The sequence below is a fragment of the Gymnodinialimonas ceratoperidinii genome, assembly GCF_019297855.1.
GTDB lineage: Bacteria > Pseudomonadota > Alphaproteobacteria > Rhodobacterales > Rhodobacteraceae > Gymnodinialimonas > Gymnodinialimonas ceratoperidinii.
Genome location: NZ_CP079194.1, coordinates 69,990 through 85,451, shown reverse-complemented (window position 1 = coordinate 85,451; position 15,462 = coordinate 69,990). Strand labels below are relative to the sequence as shown.

The window sequence follows — 15,462 nt, the reverse complement described above, 5'->3', positions numbered from 1 at the left end:
TCCGCACCTGATGGCGGAACGGTTCTCGCTCAACGTGAAAGACAATGACATGAAATTCACCCTCTCCTGGCTGAAAGATCACCTCGACACCGAGGCGACGGTCACTGAAATCACCGATGCCCTGACGGACCTCGGGCTCGAGGTCGAAGGCGTGGAGGATCGCGCGGCGGCGCTGGCGAATTTCACCATCGCCCATGTCAAATCCGCCGAGAAGCACCCCGAGGCCGACCGCCTGCGCGTCTGCCAGGTCGAGACCGAGGACGGCGTGCAGCAGATCATCTGTGGCGCCCCCAACGCGCGCGAGGGCATCCACGTCGTGCTCGCCAAGCCCGGCGACTATATCCCCGGCCTCGACATCACCATCGGCGTCGGCAAGATCCGCGGGATCGAGAGCTTCGGGATGATGGCCTCGGAGCGCGAGTTGATGCTCTCGGACGAGCATGACGGGATCATCGAGCTAGAGGATGCGACCGTCGGCCAGAAGTTCGTCGACTGGCTCGCCAAGCATGATCCGGCCAAGGTCGACCCGGTAATCGAGATCGCGATCACCCCGAACCGTCAGGACGCGCTCGGCATCCGCGGCATCGCGCGGGACCTCGCGGCGCGCGGCGTGGGGGTGCTGAAGCCTCACGAGCCAAGCGAGATCAAGGGCAGCTTCAAGAGCCCGATCAACGTCACTATCGACGCCGATACGCTGGCCTCCGCGCCGCATTTCACCGGGCGGCTGATCCGGGGCGTCAAGAACGGCCCGAGCCCCGCGTGGTTGCAGGACCGCCTGCGCGCCATCGGGTTACGACCGATCTCGGCGCTGGTGGATATCACCAACTATTTCACCTTCGACCAGAACCGGCCGCTCCACGTCTTCGACGCCGACAAGGTTTCGGGCAACCTGCGGGTGCACAAGGCCGCAGGCGGCGAGGAAATCGAGGCGCTGGACGAGAAGACCTACAAGCTCCCCGAGGGGCACATGGTCATCAGCGACGACAAGGGACCCGAAAGCATCGCCGGCATCATGGGCGGCGCCGAGACCGGCTGCACCGAGGAGACGGTGAACGTCTTCCTCGAGAGCGCCTGGTGGGACCCGGTGGCCATCGCCTACGCAGGCCGCGCGCTGAAAATCAACTCCGACGCGCGCTACCGTTTCGAGCGTGGGGTCGATCCGGACTACACGCTACCCGGCCTGCATGCGGCGACGCAAATGGTGCTGGAGCTTTGCGGCGGCGAGGCTTCAGAGGTCGTGGAAGCCGGCGCCGCGCTCGACACCGCGCGGAGCTATACGCTGCGGCCCGACCGGGTGAAGTCGCTTGTCGGCATGGACGTGGCCGCCGATGAACAGGCGCGCATCCTGACGGCGCTGGGCTTCGAGGTCAGTGGCGAGGACGTGCTGGAAGTGGCCGTCCCAAGCTGGCGTCGCGACGTGCATGGCGAAGCTGATCTTGTAGAAGAAGTCGCGCGCGTGACGTCTCTTTCACAGTTGGAGCCGCAGCCTCTGCCGCGGGAGCCGGGTGTTCCGGCCCCGGTGCTGACCCCGATGCAGAAGCGTGAACGTGCCGCGCGCCGGACGATTGCGGCACTCGGCTACAACGAATGCGTGACCTACTCCTTCATCGACAAGGCCAGCGCCGAGCTGTTCGGCGGCGGCTCCGATGACGTGATGCTGGAGAACCCGATCTCCTCCGAGATGTCGCACATGCGCCCCGCTGTGCTGCCCGGTCTGTTGCAGGCCGCGGCCCGCAACCAGGCGCGCGGCCGGATGGACCTCGCGCTCTTCGAGGTGGGTGCCGCGTTTGAAGGCGGTGAGCCCGGTGAACAGCATCTGGTCGCAACCGGTCTTCTGGTCGGCCACACCGGCCCGCGTGACCCTCATGGCGCGCGGCGTGCGGTCGATGTGTTTGACGTGAAGGCCGATGCCGAGGCGGTGCTCTCGGCCATCGGTGCGCCCGCGAAAGCGCAGATCCTGCGCGGGGCGGGGGATCAATGGCATCCGGGGCGTCACGGGATGATCTGCCTTGGCCCGAAGAAAGTGCTGGGCGTGTTCGGCGAGATCCACCCCAAGGTGCTGGCCGCGATGGATGTGAAGGGACCGGCGATGGCGTTCACGATCTTCCCCGAGGCGGTGCCGCTTCCTCGCAGCACGAGCGCCACGCGTGGGGCCGTGACCATGTCGGACCTGCAGGCGGTGGAGCGGGACTTCGCCTTCGTGGTGCCCGCGGACGTGGCCGCGCTGGACGTGGTAAACGCGGCGGCGGGCGCGGACAAGGCGCTGATCTCGGATGTGGCTGTCTTCGACGAGTTCATTGGCGGATCGCTGGGCGAGGGCAACAAGTCCATCGCCATCGCGGTGCGGATGCAGCCGAAAGACAAGACGCTGACCGAAGAGGACATCGAATTGGTGGCCGGCAAGGTTGTCGCCAAGGTCTCCAAGGCGACGGGTGGCGTGCTGCGCGGCTGATCGCGATGGAGCCGGGAGCGGGTGGCCGTGGCTGCGGTTGAATGAGTTGTATTGGCCAAGATGAAGGAGCGAAGGATGGCACTCAATGTCTATCTGTCGGGAGAAATCCACACCGATTGGCGCGAGCAGATCGTGACCGGCGCGGAGGGGCTGGATGTGACGTTCTCCGGCCCCGTGACGGATCATGCGGCGAGCGATGATTGCGGCGTGGCGATCCTCGGCGAAGAGCCGAACAAGTATTGGCATGACCACAAGGGCGCGAAGGTGAATGCCATTCGCACGCGCCTCGGGATCGAGAAGGCCGACGTTGTCGTTGTGCGGTTCGGAGAGAAGTACAAGCAGTGGAACGCGGCGTTTGACGCGGGCTACGCCAGTGCGCTTGGCAAATCGCTGATCGTGCTGTCGATGCCGGAGCATCAGCATGCGTTGAAAGAGGTCCATGCCGCGGCGCTTGCCACGGCGGAGGAGCCTGAGCAGGTGGTTCAGATCCTGCGCTATGTTCTGAACGGGTCCTTGCCGGGCTGAACCCGAGGATTGTTGTTGGCTGGAAGATAAAGGCGCGTCGGAGGACCGGCGCGCCTTTTCTGTCTCTCGGGGCGCGTCAGACTTCGCGGGGTGGCGTGACGCGTCCGACCTTCACCGCGTCGCGGGTGTTGAAGCGATCGAGGTAGGCGGGAAGGTGGGTGAGGTCGTGCCAGCCGACCGCCTCCTGCGTGCCGTAGAAATCCAGCGCGGCGAGCCAAGGGGCGATGGCGATGTCGGCGATGGAGTATTCTTCCCCGACCATCCAGACACGGTCCGAGAGGTGTTTCTCCAGCACTGCGAGCAGGCGCTTTGCCTCTACCACGAAGCGCTCCTTCGGGCGCGGGTCTTCGATTTCGGAACCCGCATATTTCGAGAAGTAGCCCAATTGGCCGAGCATCGGGCCGAGGCCTCCCATCTGGAACATCACCCACTTGATGATCTCGTATTTCTGCGCGGCGGTCGTGCCGAGCAGCTTGCCTGATTTCTCGGCGAGGTAGATCAGGATCGCGCCGGATTCCCACAGTTCCAGCGGCGCGCCGTCGGGGCCGTTGGGATCGATGATCGCGGGGATCTTGTTGTTGGGGTTCAGCGCCAGAAACTCGGGGCTTTTCACATCCGCGGCGGAGAGCGTGACGCGGTGCACCTCGTAGGGCAGGCCCATTTCTTCCAGCGCGATGGAGACCTTCACGCCATTGGGTGTCGGAAACGAGTAGAGCTGGATCACATCCGGATTGGTGGCGGGCCAGCGGGAATTAATCGGGTGATCTGTGAGAGAGGTCATCGTGTGGTCCTTGCCAATATGCGTCTGCCTCGAGATATGTCCCCTTGCCTGAGGCTACCAGCCCGGCGAATGTGGCTTTGCGAGAGGGGGCTTGTGCATAAGCGCGCAGGACAACGAAATCCTCCGCTGCGGATCAAACGAGATTGGGACACCCAAATGATTAACGAATTCAAGGATTTCATTGCCAAGGGCAATGTGATGGACATGGCCGTTGGTATCATCATCGGCGCGGCATTCACGGCAATCGTGCAGTCGCTGGTGGGCGACATCATCAACCCGATCATCGCTCTCTTCACCGGGGGCATTGATTTCTCGGGCTGGTTCTACGTTCTGGGCGACGGTGAGTTTGCCTCCATCGAGGCCGCGACGGAAGCGGGCGTGCCGGTCTTCGCCGTGGGTCAGTTCATCATGGCGGTCGTCAACTTCCTGATCATCGCCTTCGTCGTCTTCATGCTCGTGAAGATGGTGAACCGGGTGAAGGCGGCGGCGGAGAAGCCGGACGAAGTGGCGCCGGAAGTCGACAGCGGCCCGAGCCAGCTGGACGTTCTGCTGGAGATCCGCGACAGCCTGAAGGCGCGCGGTTGAGCGACCGGATCGTCAATGGGAAAGGCCGGGGCGGCACTGCGCGCCCCGGCCCTTTTTTGTGCCGGATCAGGCGGCGTGGGTGCCGCGGATCGGGTAGTCCTTTTCGCGGATGAAGCTAAGCCCCTTGGCCACGCGCGCGAGCTCCGGTCGGGCGAAGGGCGCATTGGAGATATCCACGATCTGCAACTCTCCGTCAGCGTTGACCACAAACAGCCCGGGTTCGGCAAAGGGCCGATCGGTTTCCTGCGGGCTGCGCGGGTCTGACACGTAGAGCCCGAGCGACGCGGCGCGATCGAGGCTCAGGTCGTAGCCCACGGGCGCTTCCAGACCGATTTCACCGATAAAGCTCTCGGCCTTCTCCTCGGGATCGGTCGAGATCGCGATGACCTCTACGTTGTTGTCGTGAAAGGCGGAAAGCTGGCTTTGCAGATCGCCCAGGTAGGTCTTGCAGATCGGGCAGTGTTTGCCGCGATAGACCACGATCATCTGCCAATCGTAGGGCGCGCTCGGGGCGCCAACGGTGAGGGTGCCACCGCCGAGTTTCGGCAGATCGAACGTTTCAAACTTGCTGGCTGCTTCTAGCGTCTTGTGCATGCTGCGTCTCCTTTTAGAGCGGTTCAGCAGGTCAACGGACGCGAGGGCAAAAAGTTCGCCCTGACGTCGCGTGCCTAACACGCGGATCCTGCGGGATGGAACTGCTGCGCGGGCTATGGATGCGGAGAACATGCCCGCGCGCCAATGCGGCACGCGGGCAGCAAGAGGCAGTCAGCCCTTGATCGCGAGGGACGGCGAAAGCACGTCGATGCCAAGCGCCTTGCCCACGGGGTAGTTTGTCAGCTGGCCTTCGTGGGTGTTGAGGCCCTCCAGAAGATGCGGATCATCGGCGCAGGCCTGTTTCCACCCCTTGTCAGCCAGCGCCAGCATGAAGGGCATGGTGGCGTTGCCGAGGGCCAGCGTCGAGGTCCGGGCCACGGCGCCGGGCATGTTGGCAACGCAGTAATGCACGACGCCGTCGACCTCGTAGATCGGATCCTGATGGGTGGTGGCCTTGGAGGTCTCGAAGCAGCCGCCCTGGTCGATAGCCACGTCGACGATCACCGCGCCGGGCTTCATGGTCGAGAGTTGAGCCTTCGTCACCAGTTTCGGCGCGGCGGCACCGGCGATCAGGACCGCCCCGATCACCATATCGGCGCGGGTGATGAGATCGGCCGTCGCATCGGCGCTGGCGTAGCGGGTCTTGAAGACGCCGCGATAGACGTCATCGAGGTAGCGCAGGCGCGGGATCGACCGGTCGAGAATGGTGACATCCGCGCCCATTCCTGCCGCCACGCGGGCGGCTTGCGTGCCGACGACACCGCCGCCGATCACCAGAACCTCGGCCGGGCCGACGCCGGGCACACCGCCCATCAGCACGCCGCGTCCGCCATTGGCTTTCTGCAGCGCCCAGGAGCCGACCTGCGGCGCCAGTCGGCCAGCGACCTCGGACATCGGGGCCAGCAGGGGCAAGCCGCCGTTGCGGTCGGTCACCGTCTCATAGGCGATGGCGGTGACGCCGCTTTTCAGAAGATCCGCCGTCTGCTCGGGGTCGGGAGCCAGATGGAGGTAGGTGAAGAGGATCTGACCCTTGCGCAGCATCGCGCGTTCGACTGCCTGGGGTTCCTTCACCTTCACGATCATCTCGGCGTTGGCAAAGACCTCCTCGGCGCTCTGGGCGATCTGCGCGCCGGCGGTGGTGTAATCCTCATCCGTGAAACCCGCGCCGAGGCCCGCGCCCGCCTGCATGGTGACTGTGTGGCCGTGGCTGACAGCTTCCCGTGCGGCAGCAGGGGTGATCCCGACGCGGAATTCCTGCGGTTTGATTTCTGTGGGGCATCCAATGTGCATCTGTTGTTCCTCCCAAAACAAACGTGTGGGACGGGCTTACGCCTGTGCAGGTGAAAAAGCTTTGAAACCTGCCCCGGATGTGAGCGATAACACGCGAGATATTTGCGCAGGGAGCGGTAATGGCACGAGAAATCACCACGGAAGTCGAGTTGGACGATATGGATGTGTCGATTTTGCGCGCCTTGCAGCGTCACGGTCGGATGACCCACGCGGAATTGTCAGAGAAGGTTAACCTGTCGCCCTCGGCCTGTCACCGGCGGGTGCAGCGGCTGGAGGCATCGGGCGTGATCCGGGATTACGTGGCGCTGGTGAACCCGCGGGCCGTGGGGCGGGTGACCACAGTTTTCGTGGAGATCAAGCTGCAGGGCCAGTCGGACGAGACCTTCGACGCGTTCGAGAAGGCGGTGGTCCGGTTGGACGATGTGCTGGAGTGCCATCTGATGGCCGGGACGGCGGATTACCTGCTGAAGGTCGTCGCGCGGGATTCCGAGGATTTCGCACGCATTCACCGCCAGCATTTGGCCCGGCTGCCGGGCGTGGCACAGATGCAATCGAGCTTCGCGCTGAAAACGGTGTTCAAGACCACGGCCTTGCCGCTGTAGAACGACCCGCGCGACGGTCAGGTCAGCGCTTGCACCAGAAGGAACGTGGCCATGCCCGCGACGACGGCCCAGATCGGGCTCTTGCGCCAATAGCCGACGGCCATGGCGGCGACGGCTCCGGCCAGATGCGGCGGGCTGAGGCTGGTATCGGGTGCATCGGGCCAGACAACCAGCGGCGTAACCAACGCGGGCAGGATCGCCACGGGGGTGTAGCGCAGGTGGCGCAACAGCCACTCGGGCAGCTCACGGTTGCCGATCAGCCCGAGGAACGAGAGCCGGATCGCAAAGGTTGCCACGCCGAGGGCGGCGATGATGAACCAGATTTCTGCGCTGCTCCAATTTGCCAGACCGTTGTTCATCGTGCCCCTATCCGACGTTCGACCTCGGCACCGACGATCATCGCACCGATGCCGGCGGGCATGAGGCCGAGGTTGTAAGGCAACCCGGAGAAGGCCAGCGCCAACAAGATGGAGGCCGCGGCCGCCGCGATGTGGGCCGGGGTGCGCAGCGCGGGAGCTACGAGGGCAATGAAGGTGACCGGCACGGCAAACTGAAGACCCCAGTCCGTGGGGATGGATTGCCCCAGAAGCGCTCCGATCAGGGTCGTGGTGTACCACACCGGAACGATGGGCACGCAGGTCCCGAAGAAGTAGCTGGCCTTCTGCGGCAGGCTCATCTCGGGCTCGGCCTCGTATTTCAGGACCGAGACGGCATAGGTCTGATCGACGTTCATGTAGCCCACGAGGATGCGCTGCCAGAACGGCGCCGGCCCGAGGTGCGGCGCGAGCGAGGCGGAATACATCGCCATGCGCAGGTTCACCGCGATGGCAGAGAGGATCACGATCACGGTCGGCGCGTCGTCGAGCATCAGTTGCAGCGCCGCGAATTGCGCCGCGCCCGCGATGACGACAACCGAAAAGCCCATGACTTGCAGCAGATCGAGACCGGCCTCGGTGGCGACCACGCCGAACAGCATACCGAAAGGACCGGCGACGAACATGAACGGGCCGCAGTCACGCATGCCGCGCCAGAAGGCGCTGCGCTGCTGGCGCGCGGGGATCGTGGTGGTATCGGCTGCCATGGTGCGTCAGTATCTTTGTTGGATGGCCTATCGGTAGACCTGCGGAGGGGTGAGTGCAAACAATTGGCAAGGATATCCCGGCCGTGATTCTGGCGGGAGGCGCGGGGCGGCGGATCGGTGGCGGAAAGCCCGATGTGCTGCTGGCGGGAAAGCCTCTGTGGCAGCACGTGGCGGATCGGATCGCGCCGCAGGTGGCGGCGCTCGCGATAAACGGCCCGATGCTGTTGGAGGGGTATCCGCAGGTCGAGGACACGCGCCCCGGCCTCGGGCCGCTCAGTGGCGTTCTCTCCGCAATGCTGTGGGCGCGGGAGGAAGGCGCGACGCGGGTCCTGACCGTGGCCGTCGATACGCCGTTTCTGCCGCCGGACCTCGTGGCGCGCTTGCAGAGCGCCTCGGCTCCCATTGTCATGGCACGCACGACCGATGGGACCCATGGCACCACCGCCCTGTGGGACGTGACGCTCGCCGACGATCTGGAAGGCTATCTGGAGGGAGGCGGCCGCAAGGTCACGGCATGGGCGGAGACCCACGCCATCGCCTATGCCGATTTCCCCGAGACGGCGCCGCCTCCCTTTTTCAACATCAACACGCCCGAGGATCTGGCCCGCGCCGAGGCCTGGGTGTGAGGCCATTCGACACCGTCATGATGGTCGATTGGTCCGCCCGCTCGACCCCGTCTCCGGCGCGGCCCACAAAGGACGCGATCTTCATCGGGATCGCCCAGGGCGCGGATCTGACGGTCCATTACAAACGCACGCGTCACGCGGCGATGGCATTCCTGACGGAGAGGATCGATGCGCTACGTGCGGCGGGGCGGCGTGTGCTTGTCGGCTTCGATTTTCCCTTCGGCTATCCGCGTGGCTTCGCACGTGCCGTGACCGGCCGGGATGATCCCTTCGCGGTCTGGGAATGGCTGGCCGCGGCGATCACGGATGACGAGAAGAACGGCAACAACCGATGGGAGGTGGCGCTGCGGCTGAACGCGATGTTCCCCGGCGTCGGGCCGTTCTGGGGTTGCCCTGCGACCGTCGCGTCAACTGATTTGCCCGCCAAGGGACGGCTTCGAGAAGGGCATGGCATGAAGGAGCGGCGCGCGGTTGAGCGTCTATTGCCGCGCGCGCAGCCGTGCTGGAAGCTGTTCACCACCGGATCGGTCGGGTCACAGGTTCTGATGGGGCTGCCGCATCTGCAACGATTGCGCGAGAGGTATGGGGCCGATCTCTCTGTCAGCCCCTTCGAGGCGGGCGAGACTCCGATCGTGCTCGCCGAGATCTATCCGGGTCTGCTGGATGCCGCGATCAAGGCACAGGTTCGCAAGGGCGAGATCCTAGACGCCGTTCAGGTGCGTCTTGTGGCCAAGGCATTCGCCGGGGTTGCTGCCGATGACCTCGCCGCGATGTTGCAGGAAGGCGATGCGGAGGAGGGCTGGATCCTCGGGCTCGGCCATGAGGCGGCGTTGCTGGACGCCATGGTCCGATGAGCGCGCGGCTGGCCGGCAAGGGGGTGGCACTCGCCGCCTTCGGGGCGTTGGTCCTGACGCCCGACGCGATGCTGATGCGGCTGTCCGGGATGGAGGGCGTGCAGATGCTGGCATGGCGCTCCACCCTCATGGGGAGCGTGCTAATCGCGGCTTGGGCGGTCAGCCGCGCGGGAGAGTGGCAGAGTGATCTGGCGGCGCTGTGGACCTTGGGCGGCCTAGCGATTGCGCTGTGTCAGGGGATCAACGGCATGCTGTTCACCTTCGGCATTGCCGGGTCGCCAGCCACGCCGGTGCTGCTGGGGGTGGCGACGGTGCCGGTGATTTCGGCGCTGCTGGCATGGCTGTTGATGGGCGAGGCCACCGGGCGGGCCACATGGCTCACCATCGCGGTGGTATTGGCGGGGATCGCGCTGGCGGTCCTCGGCAAGGCGGAGGCCGGTGCACCTTGGGACGCGGCGGCGCTGCGCGGCGCGCTCTACGGGCTCGGCGTGGCCGTCTGTCTGGCGATATCCTTCGTGCTGATCCGTAAGCACGCAACTGTACCAATCTTGCCTTCGGTCGGACTTGGCGCGCTGGGAGCGGGGGCCCTTGGCATCGTCCTGACCGGACCGTCGCAGATGGTGGGAGAGGCGAGCCTCTGGCCGATCTTCGTGACCGGGGCGGTGGTTTTGCCGGTGAGTTTCTACTGCCTGTCGCTGGCGTCGCGCCATACGGCGGCGGCGAATGTGAGCCTGCTCTTGCTCCTGGAGACCGTGTTGGGGCCGCTCTGGGTCTGGCTCGGGATCGGAGAGGCCCCCACGCCCATGATGTTGGGCGGAGGGGTGATCGTCGTGGCCGCACTGGCCGTCTACCTGATGCGCGCGCGGGTTACTGAAGGTCGCCGAAAGCGTTCTGCATCCGCGCCACCGCTTCCTTGACCACGCTGCGCGGCGTGGCGATGTTGAAACGCAGGAAGCTGTCGCCGCCCTTACCGAAGGTGGGGCCGTAGTTGACGGCAATCTTCGCCTCCTTGGTGACCCGTTCGGTGAATTCCTCGCGGGTCATGCCGGTACCCTCGAAATCGACCCAGGCGAGGTAAGTCGCCTCCAGCGGCATCGAGCGCAGGCCAGGGATGGCGTTGATCCCCTCGTCGAAGACGCGCGCGTTCTCGGCGATATAGTCACGCAACTCGTCGACCCACTTGGCACCTTCATGGGAATAGGCGGCGGTGACCATGTGCAGCCCGAAGGAATTGGGCGACATGCCGAGCGCGGCCATGCGGGTGGCGAAGCGCGCGCGCAGGGTGTCGTCGGCGATGATCACGTTGCCCACGTGGCTGCCGGCAATGTTGAAGGTCTTGGTGGCGGCGGTCATCATCACCAGCCGATCTTCGATGCCGTCGATATGGGCCATCGGAATGTGCTGCTGACCGGGCATGGTCAGATCATGGTGAATCTCGTCGGAGACAAGGATCAGGTCGTGGCGCTTGGCGAAGGCCGCCACGCCCTCCAGCTCCTCGCGGGTCCAGACCCGGCCACCGGGGTTGTGCGGGGAGCAGAGGATGAGCATCTTCTCGTGACCCTTCATCTGCGCGTCGAAAGCCTCGAAATCGAGGGTCAGGCGGCCGTCGACAATGGGCATCTCCAGCTCGCAAAGATCCCGCTCGGAGGCGTTAATCACCTTGGCGAAGGCGTGGTAGACGGGCGTGAAGAGGACGACGCCGTCGCCTTTCTCGGTGAAGGCGTCGAGGCACATGGCGGTGCCATTCACGAGACCATGGGTCGAGAAGATATGGGCCGGATCGACGGTCCAGCCATGGCGCTCCTGCATCCACCAGCAGATCGCGTCGCGGTATTTGCTGTCGTCGCCAAAGTAGCCGTAGACGCCGTGCTCGTGCATTTGCTTCACGGCATCCTGCACGCATTGGGGCGGGCGGAAGTCCATGTCGGCGACCCACATCGAGATGCCATCCTCCGCGGAGACGCCGTAGAGGGTCTCCATCATGTCCCATTTCACGCTATGGGTGCCGCGGCGGTCGATGATCTCGTCGAATGACGCGTTCTGGGTCTCGTCGAATGACATGTGGGCGTGCCTCCTTGAAATGTTTGTTCAGACCCTACTGTCTGGGGGAGGGGCTGCAAGGGGATAGCCGCGAAGTACGGGGCGTGAGGCGGGCGGAGGGAGCCTCCGGCGGGGATATTTGACGAACGGGGAAAGCAGGGGTCTTTCAAGGCTGACGTGTTTCGCATACATGGACGGCCATGAAACTTCCGATCCTGATCCATCCCGATCCCCGCCTGAAGAAGGTCGCCACACCGGTGGACGACCTGTCAGATTCGTTGCGGACGCTGGCCGACAACATGCTGACCACGATGTACGAGGCGCCTGGCATCGGACTGGCCGCGCCGCAGGTGGGCATCGGCAAGCGGCTGATCGTGCTCGACTGCGAAAAGGGCGACGATGCCGCGCCGCGTCCGCTGGCGATGTTCAACCCGGTCGTGGTGGCCTCGTCGGATGAGACGAGCACCTATGACGAGGGCTGTCTGTCGATCCCCGATGTCTACGCCGACGTGACCCGGCCCGAAGCGGTGACCGTGCGATGGATGGACCTGAACGGGGCCGAGCAGGAAGAGACCTTCGACGGGCTCTGGGCGACCTGCGTGCAGCACGAGATCGACCATCTCGAGGGCAAGTTGTTCATCGATTACCTGAGCGGGCTGAAGCGGCAGCTCATCACCCGCAAGATGGTGAAGCTGAAGCGCGACCGCGCGCGTGAGGGCGCGTGAGCGTCAGGCCGGTGTTGCTGTGGCCGGACCCGCGTCTGTCGCAGGTCTGCGCGCCGGTGGACGGGCCGGTCGCCGGTCTGGTCGATGACCTCTTCGACACGATGTATGCTGCCAAGGGACGCGGGCTGGCCGCGCCGCAGATCGGTGTTTTGGCGCGGGTTTTCGTGGTGGATGTCACCTGGAAAGAAGCTGCGCCGACGCCTTTGGCTTTCATCAACCCGGAGATCGTCAGCAGCAGTGCCGAGACCTCTGTCATGGAGGAGCAATGCCTCTCCATCCCCGACCTGCCGATGGCGGTGTCGCGCCCCGAGACGGTGACGCTCCGCTGGGACACGGCAGAGGGGACACGCCGGGAAGAGACGTTCTCGGGCGCGTTGGCGCGGTGCATCCAGCATGAGCAGGATCATCTGGACGGGCGGGTGATCTTCGACCATCAAAGCCCGGAGCGCCGCGCCGAACTGGAGGCTGCCTATGCCGGTTAGGCCGTTCGTTCCCTATCCCGACAAGCGCCTGCGCAGCGCCGCCGCGCCCGTGGGAACGGTCACCGAGGCTCATCGCGAGATCTGGCAGGACATGATCGAGACGATGGATGCGATGCCGGGTGTGGGCCTCGCCGCGCCGCAGATTGGCGTGATGCTGAGGCTGGCCGTTGTCGATGCGAGCGAGGAGCGGGGGCAGGCGATCCGCATGGCGGACCCGGAGATCGTCAGCGCTTCGGAAGAGGTGAGCACCTATCCCGAGGGCTCCCCCAACCTGCCCGGCGTCAACGCCAAGATCAGCCGGCCGGCTCGGGTTACGGTGGCCTTCACGGACCATCTCGGGATGCGGGTGCGGCAGGAGTTCGAGGGGCTCTGGGCGACCTCGGTTCAGCACCAGATCGATCACCTGAACGGCAAGATGTATATCGACCACCTGAGCCGCGTGAAGCGCGAGATGCTGGTGAAAAAGTCGCGGAGGAGCGTGTGATGCGGATCGTCTTCATGGGCACGCCGGACTTTTCGGTCCCGGTTCTGGACGCCTTGGTGGCGGCCGGCCACGAGATCGCCGCCGTCTATTCGCAGCCCCCGCGCCCGGCCGGACGCGGCAAGAAGGACCGCCCGAGCCCGGTGCAGGCACGCGCCGAGGCATTGGGTCTGCCGATACGGCATCCGGTGTCGTTGAAGGGAGCGGAGGCGCAGGCGGAGTTCGCGGCGCTGGAGGCGGATGTCGCCGTCGTGGTGGCCTACGGGTTGATCCTGCCGCAGGCGGTGCTCGACGCGCCGAAACGCGAGTGCCTCAATATCCATGCTTCTCTGCTGCCACGCTGGCGCGGGGCTGCGCCGATCCACCGGGCGATCATGGCTGGCGATGCGAAGACCGGCGTTTGCATCATGCAGATGGAGGCGGGGCTGGATACCGGTCCGGTGCTGCTATGTCGGGAGACGGCGATCGGATCGGAAGAAACGACCGGCGCGCTGCATGATCGGCTGTCGGCCATGGGGGCTGCGGCGATCGTGGAGGCCTTGGCGCAATTGGACAGCCTGACGCCCGAGCCGCAGCCGGAGGCGGGCGTCACCTATGCCGCGAAGATCGATAAAGCCGAGGCGAGGGTGGATTGGTCGGCTCCTTCGCCCCATATCAACAAGCAGATCCTCGGTCTGTCGCCCTTTCCGGGCGCCTGGACGATGGTGGCAGGCAAGCGGTTGAAACTGCTGCAGAGCCGAGAGGCTGAGGCGCAGGGCGCGCCGGGCGAGGTGCTGGAAGGCCTCACCGTGGCCTGCGGGCAGGGTGCGGTGGAAATCACCCGCGTGCAGCCCGAGGGCAAGGGCGCGATGGACGTGAAGGACTGGCTTTTGGGTGCGCGTATCGCGCCGGGCACGGTTTTGGAGTAGACCGGGCCCAGTGGCCTGACAATCGGAGGACCTCATGGTTCTGTTTTCATTCTTCGGATCCTTGATGATCGCGGGCGTCGTGGCCTTCCTGATGGAAAAGTGGGACTGGACCCACAATGGCATTCTGCCCTCGGTTTTCATCGCATGGGGCGCGGTTCTGGTGCTGTTTTTCGTGCGCTCGCTCTTCGGATTGTCCTTAGGCTCGCCGGGTTTGGACGCGGTGATCGGCTCGGTCGCGGCGCTGATCCTGATCCCGACGGAATATGCGGCCAAGCGGCGGAACAAGGACACGCGGGACCGGCCTTGGCGCAATCGCTGAGGGTTGAGCAACAGTCCTTGCCGTAGGTTGACCCCGTTACTGATGCCTCTCGCCGCAGCGCAGCACTTGCGCTCGGGCGCGCACTAATCTACCTCTCACGTTAAGCATTGCGCAATTTCCTTTCGTGAGGGTCCCATGAGCTTCCGCATCCAGCCAACTCCTATTGCCCGTCCGAACCGCTGTCAGCTGTTCGGCCCAGGCTCGAATCCCAAACTCTTCACGAAGATGGCGGCTTCCGATGCCGATGTGATCAACCTCGATCTGGAGGACAGCGTCGCGCCCGACGACAAGGACGCGGCGCGGGCGAACATCATTGCGGCGATCCGCGACGTGGATTGGGGCAACAAGACGCTGAGCGTGCGGATCAACGGGCTCGACACGCCCTATTGGTATCGCGATGTGGTGGACCTGCTGGAGGCGGATACCTCGCGGCTCGATATCATCATGATCCCCAAGGTGGGCTGCGCGGCGGATATCTACGCGGTCGATGCGTTGGTCACCGCGCTCGAGACGGCCAAGGGGCGGGAGAAGCCGATCGGCTTCGAGGTGATCATCGAGAGCGCTGCGGGTATCGCCCATGTGGAGGAGATCGCTGCCGCCTCGCCTCGGATGCAGGCGATGAGCCTTGGGGCGGCGGATTTCGCGGCGTCGATGGGGATGCAGACGACAGGGATCGGCGGCACGCAAGAGGCCTATTACATGCTGCATGAGGGGGCGAAATATTGGTCCGATCCGTGGCATTGGGCACAGACGGCCATCGTGGCCGCCTGCCGGACCCACGGCGTTCTGCCGGTGGATGGACCGTTCGGAGACTTCTCGGATGACGAGGGCTACCGGGCGCAGGCGCGGCGCTCGGCGACACTGGGCATGGTCGGCAAATGGGCCATCCATCCCAAGCAGATCGCAGTGGCAAATGAGGTCTTCACGCCTTCCGAGGCGGCCGTGGCAGAGGCCGAAGAGATCCTCGCTGCGATGGAGAAGGCCAAGGCCGAAGGCGCGGGGGCAACGGTCTACAAGGGGCGGCTGGTCGATATCGCCTCGATCAAGCAGGCCGAGGTTGTCGTCAAACAGGCTAAAATGATCGCGGCTTCCTGAGGCGCGTTAACACCTCATTAAA

At 64.8% G+C, this 15,462-nt stretch carries 19 protein-coding genes; 13 read left to right on the top strand and 6 right to left on the bottom strand.

What is annotated here, in order from left to right; genetic code table 11:
* Window positions 1–10 precede the first annotated feature (10 nt).
* Window positions 11–2,452 carry a phenylalanine--tRNA ligase subunit beta gene (gene pheT, locus KYE46_RS00485; RefSeq protein ID WP_346345215.1) on the top strand — a complete coding sequence of 814 codons (2,442 nt, stop codon included), beginning with the start codon at window positions 11–13 and terminating at the stop codon, window positions 2,450–2,452.
* 75 nt (window positions 2,453–2,527) lie between these two features.
* Window positions 2,528–2,977 carry a YtoQ family protein gene (locus KYE46_RS00480; protein ID WP_219002666.1) on the top strand — a complete coding sequence of 150 codons (450 nt, stop codon included), beginning with the start codon at window positions 2,528–2,530 and terminating at the stop codon, window positions 2,975–2,977.
* Between the two features lie 76 nt (window positions 2,978–3,053).
* Here the strand turns inward: KYE46_RS00480 and KYE46_RS00475 are convergent, their stop codons facing one another.
* Complete coding sequence (locus KYE46_RS00475; RefSeq protein WP_219002664.1) at window positions 3,054–3,758, bottom strand: glutathione S-transferase family protein; 705 nt, start codon at window positions 3,756–3,758, stop codon at window positions 3,054–3,056.
* A 156-nt stretch (window positions 3,759–3,914) separates the two neighbouring features.
* Between KYE46_RS00475 and mscL the strand changes: the two genes are divergently transcribed.
* Entirely contained in the window at window positions 3,915–4,343 is a 429-nt protein-coding gene (gene mscL, locus KYE46_RS00470) for a large conductance mechanosensitive channel protein MscL (RefSeq protein ID WP_219002662.1), read from the top strand.
* A gap of 66 nt (window positions 4,344–4,409) precedes the next feature.
* Here the strand turns inward: mscL and KYE46_RS00465 are convergent, their stop codons facing one another.
* Both KYE46_RS00465 and ald read right to left on the bottom strand, forming a co-directional pair.
* Entirely contained in the window at window positions 4,410–4,937 is a 528-nt protein-coding gene (locus tag KYE46_RS00465; protein ID WP_219002660.1) for a redoxin domain-containing protein, read from the bottom strand.
* Window positions 4,938–5,108: 171 nt separating this feature from the next.
* A complete protein-coding gene (gene ald / locus KYE46_RS00460) occupies window positions 5,109–6,227 on the bottom strand; it encodes an alanine dehydrogenase (protein WP_219002658.1) in 1,119 nt (372 codons plus the stop codon).
* A 119-nt stretch (window positions 6,228–6,346) separates the two neighbouring features.
* Here ald and KYE46_RS00455 point away from each other — a divergent pair, with 119 nt between their 5' ends.
* Window positions 6,347–6,829 (top strand): Lrp/AsnC family transcriptional regulator, encoded by a 483-nt coding sequence (locus tag KYE46_RS00455; RefSeq protein ID WP_219002657.1) that lies wholly within the window; start codon window positions 6,347–6,349, stop codon window positions 6,827–6,829.
* 17 nt (window positions 6,830–6,846) lie between these two features.
* Here KYE46_RS00455 and KYE46_RS00450 read toward each other — a convergent pair whose 3' ends face one another.
* Both KYE46_RS00450 and KYE46_RS00445 read right to left on the bottom strand, forming a co-directional pair.
* Window positions 6,847–7,188 carry an AzlD domain-containing protein gene (locus KYE46_RS00450; protein ID WP_219002656.1) on the bottom strand — a complete coding sequence of 114 codons (342 nt, stop codon included), beginning with the start codon at window positions 7,186–7,188 and terminating at the stop codon, window positions 6,847–6,849.
* Complete coding sequence (locus KYE46_RS00445; RefSeq protein WP_219002655.1) at window positions 7,185–7,910, bottom strand: AzlC family ABC transporter permease; 726 nt, start codon at window positions 7,908–7,910, stop codon at window positions 7,185–7,187. Before KYE46_RS00445 ends, KYE46_RS00450 begins: the two co-directional genes overlap by 4 nt.
* Window positions 7,911–7,963: 53 nt before the next feature.
* On the opposite strand from KYE46_RS00445, the gene mobA reads away from it, so the two are divergent.
* Genes mobA through KYE46_RS00430 form a run of 3 tightly spaced genes read left to right on the top strand, consistent with a single transcriptional unit; the run spans window position 7,964 to window position 10,307 of the window.
* Window positions 7,964–8,536 (top strand): molybdenum cofactor guanylyltransferase MobA, encoded by a 573-nt coding sequence (mobA, locus tag KYE46_RS00440; RefSeq protein ID WP_247716878.1) that lies wholly within the window; start codon window positions 7,964–7,966, stop codon window positions 8,534–8,536.
* Window positions 8,533–9,390, top strand: coding sequence for a molybdopterin guanine dinucleotide synthesis (locus KYE46_RS00435; protein WP_219002654.1), 858 nt, complete (start codon window positions 8,533–8,535; stop codon window positions 9,388–9,390). Before mobA ends, KYE46_RS00435 begins: the two co-directional genes overlap by 4 nt.
* On the top strand, window positions 9,387–10,307 hold the full coding sequence (locus tag KYE46_RS00430; protein WP_219002653.1) for a DMT family transporter: 921 nt from the start codon (window positions 9,387–9,389) through the stop codon (window positions 10,305–10,307). Before KYE46_RS00435 ends, KYE46_RS00430 begins: the two co-directional genes overlap by 4 nt.
* On the opposite strand, the gene KYE46_RS00425 is transcribed toward KYE46_RS00430, so the two are convergent.
* On the bottom strand, window positions 10,258–11,451 hold the full coding sequence (locus tag KYE46_RS00425) for a MalY/PatB family protein (RefSeq protein WP_219002652.1): 1,194 nt from the start codon (window positions 11,449–11,451) through the stop codon (window positions 10,258–10,260). The genes KYE46_RS00430 and KYE46_RS00425 overlap by 50 nt on opposite strands.
* 179 nt (window positions 11,452–11,630) lie before the next feature.
* Between KYE46_RS00425 and def (KYE46_RS00420) the strand changes: the two genes are divergently transcribed.
* From def (KYE46_RS00420) to KYE46_RS00395, 6 genes are all read left to right on the top strand, one after another.
* Window positions 11,631–12,155: a peptide deformylase gene (gene def, locus KYE46_RS00420; RefSeq protein ID WP_219002651.1), complete on the top strand. Its 525-nt coding sequence runs from the start codon at window positions 11,631–11,633 to the stop codon at window positions 12,153–12,155.
* A complete protein-coding gene (def, locus tag KYE46_RS00415; protein WP_219002650.1) occupies window positions 12,152–12,637 on the top strand; it encodes a peptide deformylase in 486 nt (161 codons plus the stop codon). The genes def (KYE46_RS00420) and def (KYE46_RS00415) overlap by 4 nt, the downstream gene beginning before the upstream one ends.
* On the top strand, window positions 12,627–13,121 hold the full coding sequence (gene def, locus KYE46_RS00410; RefSeq protein WP_219002649.1) for a peptide deformylase: 495 nt from the start codon (window positions 12,627–12,629) through the stop codon (window positions 13,119–13,121). The genes def (KYE46_RS00415) and def (KYE46_RS00410) overlap by 11 nt, the downstream gene beginning before the upstream one ends.
* Entirely contained in the window at window positions 13,121–14,026 is a 906-nt protein-coding gene (fmt, locus tag KYE46_RS00405; RefSeq protein WP_219002647.1) for a methionyl-tRNA formyltransferase, read from the top strand. The genes def (KYE46_RS00410) and fmt overlap by 1 nt, the downstream gene beginning before the upstream one ends.
* A 34-nt stretch (window positions 14,027–14,060) precedes the next feature.
* On the top strand, window positions 14,061–14,345 hold the full coding sequence (locus KYE46_RS00400; protein ID WP_219002645.1) for a hypothetical protein: 285 nt from the start codon (window positions 14,061–14,063) through the stop codon (window positions 14,343–14,345).
* 135 nt (window positions 14,346–14,480) lie between these two features.
* Window positions 14,481–15,440 (top strand): L-malyl-CoA/beta-methylmalyl-CoA lyase, encoded by a 960-nt coding sequence (locus tag KYE46_RS00395; protein ID WP_219002642.1) that lies wholly within the window; start codon window positions 14,481–14,483, stop codon window positions 15,438–15,440.
* The last annotated feature ends 22 nt before the right edge of the window (window positions 15,441–15,462 follow it).

What these genes read in the sequence shown, in the direction of transcription:
- pheT (WP_346345215.1), top strand. Translation starts at nt 11, where the DNA reads ATGGCGGAACGGTTCTCGCTCAACGTGAAAGACAATGACATGAAATTC.
- KYE46_RS00480 (WP_219002666.1), top strand. Translation starts at nt 2,528, where the DNA reads ATGGCACTCAATGTCTATCTGTCGGGAGAAATCCACACCGATTGGCGC.
- KYE46_RS00475 (WP_219002664.1), bottom strand. Translation starts at nt 3,758, where the DNA reads ATGACCTCTCTCACAGATCACCCGATTAATTCCCGCTGGCCCGCCACC.
- mscL (WP_219002662.1), top strand. Translation starts at nt 3,915, where the DNA reads ATGATTAACGAATTCAAGGATTTCATTGCCAAGGGCAATGTGATGGAC.
- KYE46_RS00465 (WP_219002660.1), bottom strand. Translation starts at nt 4,937, where the DNA reads ATGCACAAGACGCTAGAAGCAGCCAGCAAGTTTGAAACGTTCGATCTG.
- ald (WP_219002658.1), bottom strand. Translation starts at nt 6,227, where the DNA reads ATGCACATTGGATGCCCCACAGAAATCAAACCGCAGGAATTCCGCGTC.
- KYE46_RS00455 (WP_219002657.1), top strand. Translation starts at nt 6,347, where the DNA reads ATGGCACGAGAAATCACCACGGAAGTCGAGTTGGACGATATGGATGTG.
- KYE46_RS00450 (WP_219002656.1), bottom strand. Translation starts at nt 7,188, where the DNA reads ATGAACAACGGTCTGGCAAATTGGAGCAGCGCAGAAATCTGGTTCATC.
- KYE46_RS00445 (WP_219002655.1), bottom strand. Translation starts at nt 7,910, where the DNA reads ATGGCAGCCGATACCACCACGATCCCCGCGCGCCAGCAGCGCAGCGCC.
- KYE46_RS00430 (WP_219002653.1), top strand. Translation starts at nt 9,387, where the DNA reads ATGAGCGCGCGGCTGGCCGGCAAGGGGGTGGCACTCGCCGCCTTCGGG.
- KYE46_RS00425 (WP_219002652.1), bottom strand. Translation starts at nt 11,451, where the DNA reads ATGTCATTCGACGAGACCCAGAACGCGTCATTCGACGAGATCATCGAC.
- def (WP_219002651.1), top strand. Translation starts at nt 11,631, where the DNA reads ATGAAACTTCCGATCCTGATCCATCCCGATCCCCGCCTGAAGAAGGTC.
- def (WP_219002649.1), top strand. Translation starts at nt 12,627, where the DNA reads ATGCCGGTTAGGCCGTTCGTTCCCTATCCCGACAAGCGCCTGCGCAGC.
- fmt (WP_219002647.1), top strand. Translation starts at nt 13,121, where the DNA reads ATGCGGATCGTCTTCATGGGCACGCCGGACTTTTCGGTCCCGGTTCTG.
- KYE46_RS00400 (WP_219002645.1), top strand. Translation starts at nt 14,061, where the DNA reads ATGGTTCTGTTTTCATTCTTCGGATCCTTGATGATCGCGGGCGTCGTG.
- KYE46_RS00395 (WP_219002642.1), top strand. Translation starts at nt 14,481, where the DNA reads ATGAGCTTCCGCATCCAGCCAACTCCTATTGCCCGTCCGAACCGCTGT.